Below are 12,931 nucleotides of genomic sequence, written 5' to 3' on the forward strand. Positions count from 1 at the left end.
CCCTTAACATTCGGTTAGTGTCCGCAAGCTAAGAAGATGAGGCACGACGTATTAGGGATAGTCATGACAGACGCTGTAGTAGACACAGAACAGGACGCCCCGGCCAAGAAGAGCAAGCTGCCCCTTATCATTGGGGTTGTTCTTGCGCTTGCTGGTGCCGGTGGGGGATTCTTCGCTGTCCAGTCAGGCCTTCTTCCCTTTGGTCAGAGCGCAGCCCCAGAAGGGGTGGATGCGACCGAAGTGGCGCCAGAAGGCGTGGACAACGGTGAGACGGCGGAGGATATCGCCAATCTCGCCTTTATCGAAATGGAACCGATTGTGATCACCTTGCGCAAGGCAAGTGGGCTAAAACACCTTCGATTCCGCTCTCAGCTGGAGGTTGATCTCGCCCATCGGGCCGAGGTCGAAAAAATCCTCCCGCGTGTTGTCGATGTTCTCAACAGCTATCTCAGGGCACTGGAACTGGAGGATCTGACCGATCCGATGGCCTTGCCGAAACTGCGCGCACAGATGCTGCGGCGGATCAATATCGCAACCGGCCAGGGCCGGGTGCGTGATCTGCTGATTATGGACTTCGTATTGAACTAGGAGAACGGGATGGAACTGATTGCAGATATCCTGCTTGCGGCCGGGGCCATGGGGGCAGGCTTTTATTGCCTGGTGCTCTCGCGACGGCTGAAGCGTTTCAACGACCTGGAGAAAGGTGTGGGAGGAGCGGTTGCCGTGCTCTCCGCCCAGGTCGATGACCTGAATAAATCACTGCTGGCAGCACGCCATGTATCGGATGGATCGAGCAAGGCCCTGGACCAGCTGACCGGCCGGGCCGAATCGGTTGCACAACGCCTGGAGCTGATGATGGCATCCATGCACGACATGCCCGAAGTTGCGGCGCCTGAGCCTAAGGCAAAGGCACCCGAACCCGCAGCTGCCGAAGAAAACGACGCGCTCGCCGCCGCTTATCAAGCCGACGCCGAGCCAGAAGCGGCGCCGGAACCTGAGCCTGCAAAACCTGCAGGGCTGATGTTTGTCCGCCACAACCGTTCGCAGGGCCGGGTAGCATAATGGCCAAGACAGCACAGACCAAAGCCCCGAAGGCAAAACCAAAAAAAGCAACGCGCATGAAGCGGACACGCAGCGGTGCGCTCATGATGCTGGCCTTCTTGCTGATGGGATCCGCTATTGTGCGCCTCGGGCTGGAGGCAGGACCGGCGATCGCCCGGGAAGTTGCAAACCTGCAGGACGAATCGACTCTGAAGGATGAGCCGAAAGGCACCTTGAACGGTAAGTCGATGCCGTCATCGGCAGAGCTCCAGAACATGCTGGCGGCCTTTCAGGAGCGCGAAGCTGCACTGTCTGCGCGCGAGGCCGAGATTGAAGATCGCATGAAGGCGCTCGAGATCGCAGATGATGCAATCGAACAGAAGCTTGTTGCGCTGGAACAGGCGGAGGAAGAGCTGAAATCGACACTGGCTCTCGCCGATGGTGCAACAGAAGGGGATCTGACGCGTCTGACTGCGGTCTACGAGCAGATGAAACCCAAGGAATCAGCAGCGCTGTTTGAGGAGATGGATCCGGCATTTGCAGCTGGTTTCCTCGCGCGCATGCGCCCTGAGGCAGCCGCAGGCATCATGGCCGGGCTCAGCCCGCAGGCAGCCTATACAATCAGCGTGGTCCTGGCGGGTCGCAACGGGTCTGTTCCAAAGGAGTAAGCAAGCGCTGCTCCTCAGGCTTTTTTAACGTGAATCGCCTAAACTTGTAGAAACAAACGAAATTCGGAGTGGACCTAATGCTCGGTATTGTAGGCATCGTGGTTATCTTTGTCATGGTGTTCGGGGGATATCTCCTGGCCGGTGGTAAGATGACAATCATCATCAAGGCCCTGCCGTTTGAATTCATGATGATCGGCGGCGCCGGTATCGGGGCCTTTCTGATCAGCAATGACATCGGCGGCGTGAAACACACGCTGAAGGACATGGGCAAAGTGTTCAAGGGTCCCAAGTGGAAGGCCGACGACTATCGCGATCTTCTGTGTCTCTTGTTCTCTCTGATCCGGATCGCGCGGGCCAATCCCGTTGAGGTCGAACAGCATATCGAGGATCCCGAGAACTCATCGGTCTTCAACCGGTATCCCAAGATTCTCGCCGACAAAGAGGCGGTGAACCTGATCAGTGATACCATGCGGTCCGCCTCGATGAACTATGACGACCCCCATCAGGTGGAAGAGGTTCTGGAGAAGCGCATCGAGGCAAATCTTCATCACGCGCTGCATTCCAGCCATGCGCTTCAGACACTTGCAGACGGGCTGCCCGCGCTTGGGATTGTTGCGGCGGTTCTCGGGATCATCAAGACGATGGGCTCGATCGACCAGCCCCCGGAAGTCCTGGGTAAGCTGATTGGTGGCGCGCTTGTCGGGACATTCCTTGGCGTTTTCCTGGCCTACGGTCTGGTTGGCCCCTTCGCCGGCAAGGTGAAGTCGGTAACCGAGGAAGATGCGCATTTCTACTCCCTCATCCGAGAAGTTCTGGTGGCAAATCTGCACAATCATGCCGCAGCGATCTGCATCGAAGTCGGACGTCAGAACACCCCATCGCATATTCGCCCCGGCTTCTCTGAGCTGGAAGACGCGTTGAAGTCGGTGAAACAGGACGCAGCATGATGTGGCGCGCGCTGACCCTTGCAGCACTTACCCTGGCTGCGGCATCTGTGGATGCCCAGACGGTGGTCGCCCGTTCGGGAGAGCATGACGGGTTTTCCCGGCTGGTCATGCGGCTTCCAAATGGCGCGCCATGGTCGCTGCGTCAGTCAGGCCAATCGGCGCAGGTGGTCATTGAAACGCCAACAGTGGTGTTTGATACATCCCGAATCTTCGATCTTATTCCGCGGACGCGCCTGCAATCTGTGTCGCAGGCCGGTCCCGGACAACCGCTGAACCTACAGCTTGGTTGCGCATGTGAGGTGACCTCCTTCGTGCAGAAGGACGGGTATCTGGTGATCGATATCGCCGATGGCCCCGCCGGGGCCGAGCGGCGTGTCATCGCAGGCTCGCCCTTGCCTCTGTTGCCCGGCACGTTCAACAGCGCAGGCTATCGCTTCAATCTAGCGGCGCGCGCCGCTGCTGATGCACGCGCCGCACTCGATCTGGCCGGCGTCACGTCCGGCAGCTCCGACCGGCCCAATCCGGTACAGCGCCTCCCCGTAGCTGTGGCGGACGCCCCATCAGCCGTGGTGCTGCCCCTCAATCTGAACCGGACACCCCGCACAAACACTGAAGCAAATCCTGCCGGGGGCACAAGTGTTGCCGCCGCGCCAGCCCCGGAACCAACACCAGTCCCGGTACAGGTTGATACCGATATGCTGCTCGACCTGTCAGAAACGGAGCGCGCAGCCACAGTCAACGAATCTGAACAGCGGCTGTTGCAACAGATCAGCCGGGCAACCAATCAGGGCCTTCTGGAGCTTGTTGGTGTAGAAGTTCACGATGGTCCCGCCGGACATATCCTTGACCCGCTGAGCAGCCGTGATCGCCCTCTTAATCCGCTGGACCAGATCTCTGTCACGTCCTCCGTGGATCGCGAAACCGGCCTGGTTGCGCGCCGCTCGGGCGATTCCAATCAGCCGACACACTGCTTGTCGAGCACACAGCTTGCCATCCATGAATGGGGCAGTGATGAGCCATTCTCTGACCAGATATCACCGCTTCGGGCTGAACTGGTGCGTGAATTCGACGATGTCGATCCGGCTGCCGTCCTAACCCTGGCGCGGGCCTATCTCTTTTTCGGGTTCGGTGCTGAGGCACAGGCGATCTTGCGTATGATGCCGTCTGGCGCAGCGGAACATGATGATGCCGTCGCGCTAACCGCGATGGGGGCTGTGCTGGACGGTCAGGACCTTGGCGTAAACCACGCCTTCGCCGGGCAACAGGTCTGCGACAGCGAAGTGGCGCTCTGGGCAGCGCTGGCCGATGGCACGATCAAGAAAAACGCAAAGACGGATGCAATCCAGCAGGCCTTTGCCAAGCTGCCACCACATTTGCGGGTCCAGGTCGGCCCGCGGGTCAGCACGCTTTTTGCAAAGGCCGGTGACCCTCATCTGGCGGGCGCCACGCTGCGTTCGGTTGATCGTACCGGCGTCGACCACGTGCCCGAAATCAATCTGGCCGAAGCCGAAATCGCCAAATTGGAAGGTGACGTCGAAACCGTGGCTCAGGAGCTGACGGAGGAGGTCGCGGAGCGGACGGAAAACGCCCCCCGTGCCTTGATTGAGCTGATTGATCTCAGCTTTGCCGAGCGCTCTGCGCTGTCGCCGGATGTCCCGGATCTGGCCGCGTCCTATGAGGTCGAGAATCGCGATAGCCCACTGGGCATGGACTTGCGCCGCGCCGTGGTCTCGGCATTGGCCCTGACCGGCCAGTTCCATGACAGCTTCAATGAATTGGATGCCTTGAGCAGACGTGATGGTCCTGCGGCGCGCACTGCCGCGCTGGAACCGCTTCTGACATTGCTGACGGAACGCGCAGATGATGTGACATTCCTGCAGTATGCGCTGGTCATTGCGGCCAATGGTACCCCGGCCGAGGTAGCTCCGATTGCCGATATCGTGGCTCAGCGGCTGCTTGATCTCGGGTTTGCACAGCAGGCACAGTCGATCCTGAAGAAGCTCGCCATGGAACCCGGCAACGCCAAACGACGCCTGCTTCTGGCCAAGGCAGCACTCGCGATGGACAAACCGCACTCCGCGCTGGTGGAGCTGATGGGGCTGTCCGGGTCTGAAGCAAATAAGCTGCGCGCCGAAGCGCTGTGGCGAAACGGTGAATATGCAAGAGCTGGCGAATATCTTCTTGAAGAAGACGAAGAGGATGCGGCGGCGCGCGGTTTCTGGCACTCGGAAGATCGCGAGAATCTTGCAACCATTGATGCTGATGTTGCGCAGCAGTTTGGCGGAGTCGCGAGGGCGACGACACAGATCGAAGAAACTGCAAAAGAACCAAGTGGTTTGCCGCCCCTGGCCCATGCGAGGGCCCTGGTCGAAAGCAGCGAGGGAACACGCGGCGGTATTGCCGATCTGCTGCAGAAGGTGACGCGGCAGCCAGAGCTTTCCGAAGACGGATCATAGCTGACAACGATCTTTTCTGCCACGCTGACAGAAACCAGGACCGCCTCACCGGCGGTCTTGGCGCATCTGATGATAACGGTTTGTCAATGCTCTGGTCTTAGGCTCGGACTTAGGGTGAATCCTCATTTGGACAGGCAGAATGCCGAAATTGAGCTTTCTTTTCAGACAACAGCGGCGATGTGCCCGCTGCACAGTCAGTTTGCCAGTATGGTCTGCGCTTTTTTGTGCGGCGCTGGGGCTATTGGTGTTTTTGAAACCGCAGACCGGACATGCGTCCTCGCCGCAGGTTTCGGCGTTATGTGATCTCGCCGCACGGCGCGCGGCACGTGATCAGGGCGTGCCACTGGACGTTCTGCGCGCGATTACCAGAACGGAAACCGGTCGTGGCGGCAAACAAGGGCTTCAGCCATGGCCGTGGACGGTCAATATGGAAGGCGCCGGTAAGTGGTTTCAGACTGAAGATGAGGCGAGAGCCTATGTCTTCTCGCACTTCAAGCGCGGCGCGCGCAGCTTTGATGTCGGGTGTTTCCAGATCAACTTCAAATGGCATGGTCAGGCGTTCGACTCGATTGACCAAATGTTCGATCCACTTGCCAATGCGCAATATGCGGCGCGCTTCCTGCGCGAACTGCATGATGAATTCGGCGATTGGTCCCAGGCGGCCGGCGCCTATCACTCGCGCACGCCGACCTATGCAAATCGCTATACAGCACGTTTCGATCGCGTTCGGGCTGATCTGAAGCCAGTCGAGACCGTTGCCGCGCTGCCGGTGGAGCGCAAACGGGCCACCTTCTCCGCCCCGCAACCGCTCGCCATGCTTCACAATCCCTCACCGCTGATCACCCAAGGCGCAGCGCCCTCCGGCGCAGCTCGATTGGGCTCACTGGTCCCATTAACGGGCGGCGGCGCATCCGCGCAGGCTCTCATCGTACTGAAATAAGGGCTGAATTTCCGTGCCAAATATTGATATACAAAAACTGTTCAGCCCCACCGTGCTGCTCGCACTCGCGCTGATGGCGATTATCGTGATGATGATTCTGCCGATGCCAGCCTGGGTTCTGGATATCGGTCTCGCGGCTTCCTTCGGGCTTGCGATCCTGATCTTCACAATAACCTTGTTTATCGAGCGACCTCTGGATTTCTCATCATTCCCGACGATCCTGCTGGCCTCTCTGATGCTGCGGTTGTCGCTGAATGTGTCCTCGACAAAACTGATTATCGGTCAGGGCCATACCGGCACCGATGCCGCAGGCGGGGTGATCGAGGGATTCGCTCAGTTCGTCATGGGGGGCAGTGTATTCCTTGGCCTCGTTGTCTTTGGGGTGCTGTTGATCGTGAACTTCATGGTCATTACCAAAGGTGCAGCGCGGATGGCCGAGGTCGGCGCCCGCTTTGCACTGGACGGGATGCCAGGCAAGCAGCTGGCAATCGACAGCGACATGTCGGCCGGCGCCATTGACCACGCCACAGCGCGCGAGCGTCGCGAGGTGGAACAACGCGAAACAACATTCTTCGGCTCTCTGGACGGTGCGTCCAAATTTGTAAAAGGCGACGCAATCGCCGGCCTGCTGATCACCCTGTTGAACCTGATCATGGGCCTCATCATGGGCGTGCTTGTTCACGACATGCCGGTTGTTTCCGCATTTGAAACCTATGCGATCCTGACGGTTGGCGATGGTCTGGTCTCTCAGATCCCCTCGGTCATCATCTCGATTGCGGCAGCTCTCTTGCTGGCCCGCGGCGGTGCGACGGGCTCGACCGATATCGCGCTGGCCGATCAGCTGGGCAAACATCCGGCCGCTCTGGCAACCGTTGCCGTGCTCATGTCGCTGTTTGCGCTGGTTCCGGGTCTGCCGTTTATCCCCTTCATGGTGGGGGGCGCTGTACTGGGATACACCGCCTATAAGATGAGCAAGAACATGAAGGACCGCGAAGAAGCGGATATGGACGAGCGGATCGAAGAAGTCATGGAGCCGAAGGAAAACCGGGCGCTGGGTGACATCCTCGATCTGGACGACCTGCACCTGGAATTCGCACCGGATCTGGTGAGCATGGTTCTGGATGCCGGGACCGGGCTGGATGCCCGCATTGCCAATATGCGGACGCATGTGGCAACCACCTTTGGGCTTATCCTGCCGGAGATCCGCCTGACGGATGAGCCTGAGCTGATGACCGGCACCTATGTGATCAAAGTGCAAGGGGTGGAACAGGTGCGCGGCATTCTTCATCCCGAAATGGTGCTCGCGTTGATGCCCGACAATCACGCAGCCCTGCCGCCCGGCACCGATGTGACAGAACCTGTCTATGGTGCACCTGCGCGTTGGATATCTTCGAAGAGCCAGGAAGATGCAGCGCTCTCAGGCGCCACAATCGTCACCGCACCGGAAATTCTGGCCACCCATTTGTTGGAAGTGATCAAGCAGAACTTCCCGCGTCTGCTGACGCTGAAATCCCTGCGCCGTCTGCTGAACGAAATGACCGAGCTGACAGATGAATTCCGCGCCGAGGCAAATCGCAAACTGCTGGACGAACTGGTGCCGGACAAGGTGCCGATGGACACGTTGCACAGCGTCTTGCGTCTGCTTCTGGAGGAGCGGGTGTCCATCCGCAACATGCCTCTCATTCTCGAATCGATTGCCGAGGCACGCCTCCATACCAACCAGCCCGAGATCATCTGTGAGCATGTGCGCCAACGTTTGGGTTTCCAGCTGGTTGGTGAGATGAAGCGCGAGGATGGGACCATTCCGCTGATCCAGCTGGCCCCGGAATGGGAAGAGACCTTCTCTACCTACCAGATCGACGCTCAGGGTGGCGCCGTCGATATCGCGCTGCCGCCGGATCAGTTCAACCGACTGGCCGAGGGGCTGAGCGACCGACTGAACAGCACGACCGAACAGGGTGTTTTTGCAGCGGTTGTTACCTCGACCCGGCGTCGTCGATACCTGCGGACAATCCTGAAATCACGCGGCATCCTCAATCCGGTTTTGTCTTTCGAGGAAATCGGACTTGAGGCCAGACCTGCCCTGGTAGGCATGGTTCCGGCATGAGCATTGGCTTTCTGCCGCCTGAGCTGGTCGCTCTTCTGGGCGCCGGCTTTTGGCATGGGGCCATCATCTTTCTGCGGGTTGCGGCCATGGTGTCCGTACTACCCGCCTTCGGCGAAAAATATGTCCCGGTGCGGATCAAACTGGCCATTTCGCTGGCGTTCACATTTATCGTGGCGCCGGCCTTGCCGTTGCTGCCGGAACCGGCCAGCCCGCTGCATTACGCCAGTCTCGCGCTGAGTGAAGCCGTTGTTGGTCTGGCCCTCGGGGTCGCGATCCGCATGTTTGTTCATGCAATCCAGATCGCCGGAACAATTGCCGCGCAGTCGACGTCTCTCGCACAGGTTCTGGGCGGTATCGGTGCCGAGCCAATGCCCGCTATTGGCGCCGTCCTTTTGATCTCGGGATTGGCGCTGGCGGTCATGCTGGGTCTTCATATCCGTGTGGCTGAATTCATAATCTACAGCTACATGATGTTCCCGGTGGGTGAATTTCCGGCGGCATCCGGCCTGTCGGATTGGGGCGTACACCGTGTTTCGCGCGCCTTTGCGATGGGGTTCTCTCTCGCTGCACCGTTCCTGATCGGCTCGATGGTCTACAATCTGACACTGGGTGTCATCAACCGCGCCATGCCCGCGCTGATGGTGGCCTTTGTCGGTGCGCCGGTGGTTACCTTCGGAGGTCTCGCAATCCTGATGGTTGCCAGCCCAATGATCTTGGATATCTGGAGCACCGCGCTTATGAGCTTCTTTGCCAATCCGGGTGAGGGGATGCCATGAGCGACGACGACTCAGACAAGTCATATGAACCAACACCGCAGAAGCTTGAGAAAGCACGGAAAAAAGGTGAAGTTCCAAAATCTACCGACCTGTCGGTGGCGGCGTCCTATCTCGGGCTGATCATCGCGATTTACGTGTCGGGGGCAGACGTTGTCGCCGAAATCGGCACGATATTGATGTCGTTTCTCGATCAACCCGACCGGCTGGCAGAATTATTCTTCAACGGCGCCGGCACCGTGCCGGTTGGCGGGATCATGATGGCTGTCGGGACCTCAAGTCTGCCGATCTTTATCGTCCCTATGGCCGCTGTTTTCCTGTCCATTGTCGCCCAGCGGGCCCTGGTTTTTGCTCCCAGCAAGCTGGAGCCAAAACTCTCAAAGATCTCGATCATTTCCAACGCCAAGAATAAATTCGGGCGTTCGGGCCTTTTTGAGTTCTTCAAGAGCACCGTAAAGCTGATCCTCTACTCGGTCTGCATGGGTGTCTACCTGAACTATCGGCTGCCGGATATGATCGCGTCTTCTGCCACCGGCGCTTTTGTCGTCGTGATGATGATGGCGCAGCTGGCATTGGAGTTTCTCATCCTCGCGCTGATCATCGCGCTGGGTATTGGTGTCATCGATGCCGCGTTTCAGCAGGCAGAGCACAATCGGAAAAACATGATGTCCCGCCAGGAAATCATGGACGAAAGCAAAGAGTCCGAAGGCGACCCGCATCTAAAGGGCGCCCGCCGACAAAAGGCCCATCAGATTGCCATGGGCCAGGGCGTCGCAGATGTGGCAAAGGCAGATGTCGTTATCGTCAACCCGACTCATTACGCTGTCGCATTGAAATGGGACCGCGCACCAGGACAGGCGCCTGTCTGTGTGGCCAAGGGGGTGGATGAAGTCGCTGCTATCATTCGCGAAGTTGCCAATGAGCATGGTGTCCCGATCCATAGCGATCCGCCGACCGCGCGCGCCCTGCATGCCGCGGTTCAGATCGGCGAGGAAATTCACGAAGAGCATTATGCGCCGGTTGCCGCCGCGATCCGCTTTGCGGAGAACATGCGCCAGCGGGCCAAGGGGATGGTGTGATGAAGCAGAAAATGCTCGATCAGATGGCCGATGTGACCGAAGCCCTGTATCTGCAGGAACATGCCAAGGTAAAGCCGGTTCTTGATGCGGAAGCCCGCGTGCGCGGTCAGCTGACTAAGCTGGACCAGCAGATCAAAGACAGCCGCGATCTGGCCAGCTCCGACCATGCAATGAAAGCGCTTGGTGCCGATCTTCTGTGGCAAGGCTGGCATACCCGCGCCCGTCGAGAGTTGAATATGGAACTGGCGCAGATCACGGCACAGAAACTGCGGGCAATGGACAATCTGCGCAAGGCATTCGGTCGCAAACACGCCGTGGAGACAATGGCGATCGAAGAGCGCCTGAGGGTCAAGAAAGACAAGGCGCAAAAACTGCACAATCGCCTGATGAATATGGACTGAGCCACCTGACACAGGATGGCATCCAAGAGAAAGGCCGGTTCAAAATGAACCGGCCTTTCTCTTTTCGGCAGTGCATTGGTCAGACGTCTTGTCGCGACATCTCTACAATCAGGACGTCATAGATATCTTTGCCCAGTTGTTTCTGCGCGGCCTCACGCAGCGCGGTCCGCAGCGGTGTCAACATGTCGGATCGGGTGAAGGCCCCGCGAAAGCCACCCATATTGGCATGATCGAACAGAACCTGCAGAAAGATATCCCGCAACTTGGGTTCATAAGCGTGGATCTTCTCGTTCATGCCAGCCTTGGTTTCCAGGCTGAGCGACACCACCACCAGCGAGGACAGCTGTTCGCGCTCGACAACGGGAACCACGAACTGGTTCGCCATCTTGATGTATTCGCGCTGCTCTTCCTCATCACCCGGCAGCTCCGGAGTGATCTCCTCGGCATGTTCGCCGCTATCCTCAGCGTGGTCTTCTGGGGCCGGTGCCGGAGCCATCATGATCCCGGCGCCGATACCTCCGGCAGTTCCGACCAGCAGTAGAATGACAGGCAGTAGTTTTGACAGCATGTGCAGGCCTCAGAATGGCAGGATCACGTCCAGCACCTGCTGGCCGTAACGCGGTTGTTGGACATCAGTGATCTGGCCGCGGCCACCATATGAGACCCGCGCGGACGCGATCTTGTCGTAGGTGATCTCATTTTGACGGCTGATATCGTCGGGGCGGACATAACCGGTCACCAGCAATTCGCGCATCTCAAAGTTGACGCGCAGCTCCTGCGTACCGTTGATGGAGAGAACACCGTTCGGCAGGACATCGACCACAGTCGCGGCAACCCGCAGTTCCAGTTTCTCGCTCCGTTTCACGGAGCCTTTGCCACCCGAGCTGCTGCTGCTGCCGATATCGACGGCATCAGCCATCGTGGCACCGTCCGGCAATTTCCGGTCAATCCGCTGCGGCAGGCCCAGCAGCTGCGGCAGCGCCAGGCTCTCGGACCCGGAGCGGGACCGTTTGGTGTCGTTTGAAATTTCGGCCTCTTCGTCAATCTCGATGACGACCGTCAGGATATCGCCCCGTTTGGTTGCCCGCCGATCCCCAAGCAGCGACTGACGCGAGCCGCTCCAGAGCGAGGCCTGGTCGACCGGACGCTGTGTCTGGGTATCGACCGGCAGCCCCTGAAACAGCATGGCGACATGCTCGGGCGATTCATTTGCCGGGCTGAACGTGGGAGGCTTGCCAACATGGTCGAGCCGTCCGCAGGCGCTGAGCATGATCACACCAGCAAGGGCGGATTTTGCCAAATAAATTCTATTTTTCATCAGTTTACCTCAACTGTTCCATCTGCGGCGATCCGCCCGCTGATGGTTGTGCGTGACGACAAATTCATGACACGTATGGCCTCTCCATCTGCGCCACGGCCAAGCGAGCGGCCCTCGGCGAGGATGGTAAGTCCACCACGTTTGAAACGAATGGTGACCAGATCATTGCGGTCGACGATGGCCGGAGGCCCGACATCACCGGGACGCATCGGCCGCCCCGCATAGAGTGCCACGCGCGCCTCCTGCCCGATCACGAGAGCAGGATCTGAGATCGCGCCCAGCACCTCGGCCTGTTTCAGAACCAGATCCTCGGCCGTCACGATTTCCTTGGCGCGGATGGTGCGCACGGGGACCAGTATATCGGCCCAGACAGGCTGGGCGCAGAGCAGCATCATAATGGCGAGGATCGGTTTCATCAGCGGACCTGTGTGGTTGCGCCCATCATCTGATCGACGGCAGAGATGACCTTGGCATTCATTTCATAGCCGCGCTGCGCTTCGATCAGCTCGGTGACCTCGCGCACGGCATCGACGGAACTGGCCTCCAGGTAGCCCTGGCGCAGAGTACCAAGACCATTCTCGCCGGGCGTCGCCACGCTGGCTGCGCCGGAGGCTTCGGTTTCGACAAAGAGGTTGCTGCCCAGCGCTTCGAGACCCTTGGGATTGGAGAAGCCGGCAAGTGTCAGCTGTCCCATCAACTGGCCTTCGGCGGCCTCGTCGAAATAGGCGTAGACCTCGCCCTCGGCATTGATCGACACATTGCGTGCATCGGTCGGGATGGTGATATCCGGCGACACGGTGAACCCGTCGGAGGTGACAATCAACCCTTCGGCCGACCGTTTGAGCGCGCCATCACGGGTGTAGGCGGATTGGCCGGACGGCAGGGTAACCTCCAGATAGCCCTTCCCGTCAATTGCGACGTCCAGATCGTTGCCGGTCTGGGTCAGGGCACCCTGGGCCAGGTGAATGGAAATCGCCGAGGCACGCACACCAAGACCGACCTGCACACCGGTTGGCAGCACGGTTCCATCAGAGGCATTTACCGTGCCGGCCCGCGTCACCTGCTGATAGTGCAGGTCCGCAAACTCCGCACGCCGTGCGTTGTAACCAGTGGTATTCATATTGGCGAGGTTGTTCGAAATCGTCTCTACACGCAGTTGCTGCGCGGTCATTCCGGTTGCGGCGATCTTGAGGGCGCGCAT

At 59.0% G+C, this 12,931-nt stretch carries 14 protein-coding genes; 10 read left to right on the plus strand and 4 right to left on the minus strand.

Annotation, left to right across the window (positions count from 1 at the left end; translation table 11 throughout):
- Nucleotides 1-63 precede the first annotated feature (63 nt).
- The 10 genes from WLQ66_RS14535 to WLQ66_RS14580 all read left to right on the plus strand — a co-directional run bounded on the left by WLQ66_RS14535 (nucleotide 64) and on the right by WLQ66_RS14580 (nucleotide 10,412).
- Complete coding sequence (locus WLQ66_RS14535) at nucleotides 64-588, plus strand: flagellar basal body-associated FliL family protein (RefSeq protein WP_340547045.1); 525 nt, start codon at nucleotides 64-66, stop codon at nucleotides 586-588.
- 9 nt (nucleotides 589-597) lie between these two features.
- Nucleotides 598-1,062 carry a hypothetical protein gene (locus WLQ66_RS14540; protein ID WP_340547046.1) on the plus strand — a complete coding sequence of 155 codons (465 nt, stop codon included), beginning with the start codon at nucleotides 598-600 and terminating at the stop codon, nucleotides 1,060-1,062.
- On the plus strand, nucleotides 1,062-1,709 hold the full coding sequence (locus tag WLQ66_RS14545; RefSeq protein WP_340547047.1) for a MotE family protein: 648 nt from the start codon (nucleotides 1,062-1,064) through the stop codon (nucleotides 1,707-1,709). The genes WLQ66_RS14540 and WLQ66_RS14545 overlap by 1 nt, the downstream gene beginning before the upstream one ends.
- A 77-nt stretch (nucleotides 1,710-1,786) precedes the next feature.
- On the plus strand, nucleotides 1,787-2,656 hold the full coding sequence (gene motA, locus WLQ66_RS14550; RefSeq protein ID WP_340547048.1) for a flagellar motor stator protein MotA: 870 nt from the start codon (nucleotides 1,787-1,789) through the stop codon (nucleotides 2,654-2,656).
- On the plus strand, nucleotides 2,656-5,112 hold the full coding sequence (locus tag WLQ66_RS14555) for a hypothetical protein (protein WP_340547251.1): 2,457 nt from the start codon (nucleotides 2,656-2,658) through the stop codon (nucleotides 5,110-5,112). The genes motA and WLQ66_RS14555 overlap by 1 nt, the downstream gene beginning before the upstream one ends.
- A gap of 139 nt (nucleotides 5,113-5,251) precedes the next feature.
- Entirely contained in the window at nucleotides 5,252-6,052 is an 801-nt protein-coding gene (locus WLQ66_RS14560) for a transglycosylase SLT domain-containing protein (RefSeq protein WP_340547049.1), read from the plus strand.
- 73 nt (nucleotides 6,053-6,125) lie between these two features.
- Nucleotides 6,126-8,159: a flagellar biosynthesis protein FlhA gene (gene flhA, locus WLQ66_RS14565; RefSeq protein WP_374015601.1), complete on the plus strand. Its 2,034-nt coding sequence runs from the start codon at nucleotides 6,126-6,128 to the stop codon at nucleotides 8,157-8,159.
- Nucleotides 8,156-8,935, plus strand: coding sequence for a flagellar biosynthetic protein FliR (locus tag WLQ66_RS14570; RefSeq protein ID WP_340547051.1), 780 nt, complete (start codon nucleotides 8,156-8,158; stop codon nucleotides 8,933-8,935). The genes flhA and WLQ66_RS14570 overlap by 4 nt, the downstream gene beginning before the upstream one ends.
- Complete coding sequence (flhB, locus tag WLQ66_RS14575; RefSeq protein ID WP_340547052.1) at nucleotides 8,932-10,011, plus strand: flagellar type III secretion system protein FlhB; 1,080 nt, start codon at nucleotides 8,932-8,934, stop codon at nucleotides 10,009-10,011. The genes WLQ66_RS14570 and flhB overlap by 4 nt, the downstream gene beginning before the upstream one ends.
- A complete protein-coding gene (locus tag WLQ66_RS14580) occupies nucleotides 10,011-10,412 on the plus strand; it encodes a hypothetical protein (protein WP_340547053.1) in 402 nt (133 codons plus the stop codon). The genes flhB and WLQ66_RS14580 overlap by 1 nt, the downstream gene beginning before the upstream one ends.
- Before the next feature lie 79 nt (nucleotides 10,413-10,491).
- On the opposite strand, the gene WLQ66_RS14585 is transcribed toward WLQ66_RS14580, so the two are convergent.
- Genes WLQ66_RS14585 through flgG form a run of 4 tightly spaced genes read right to left on the minus strand, consistent with a single transcriptional unit; the run spans nucleotide 10,492 to nucleotide 12,931 of the window.
- Nucleotides 10,492-10,980: a flagellar basal body-associated FliL family protein gene (locus tag WLQ66_RS14585; RefSeq protein WP_340547054.1), complete on the minus strand. Its 489-nt coding sequence runs from the start codon at nucleotides 10,978-10,980 to the stop codon at nucleotides 10,492-10,494.
- A 9-nt stretch (nucleotides 10,981-10,989) separates the two neighbouring features.
- Entirely contained in the window at nucleotides 10,990-11,730 is a 741-nt protein-coding gene (flgH, locus tag WLQ66_RS14590) for a flagellar basal body L-ring protein FlgH (RefSeq protein ID WP_340547055.1), read from the minus strand.
- Nucleotides 11,730-12,146, minus strand: a complete 417-nt coding sequence (gene flgA, locus WLQ66_RS14595) for a flagellar basal body P-ring formation chaperone FlgA (RefSeq protein ID WP_340547056.1) — start codon at nucleotides 12,144-12,146, stop codon at nucleotides 11,730-11,732. Before flgA ends, flgH begins: the two co-directional genes overlap by 1 nt.
- Nucleotides 12,146-12,931, minus strand: a complete 786-nt coding sequence (gene flgG / locus WLQ66_RS14600; protein ID WP_340547057.1) for a flagellar basal-body rod protein FlgG — start codon at nucleotides 12,929-12,931, stop codon at nucleotides 12,146-12,148. Before flgG ends, flgA begins: the two co-directional genes overlap by 1 nt.

Origin of the sequence: Phaeobacter sp. A36a-5a (assembly GCF_037911135.1) — a bacterium.
GTDB lineage: Bacteria > Pseudomonadota > Alphaproteobacteria > Rhodobacterales > Rhodobacteraceae > Phaeobacter > Phaeobacter bryozoorum.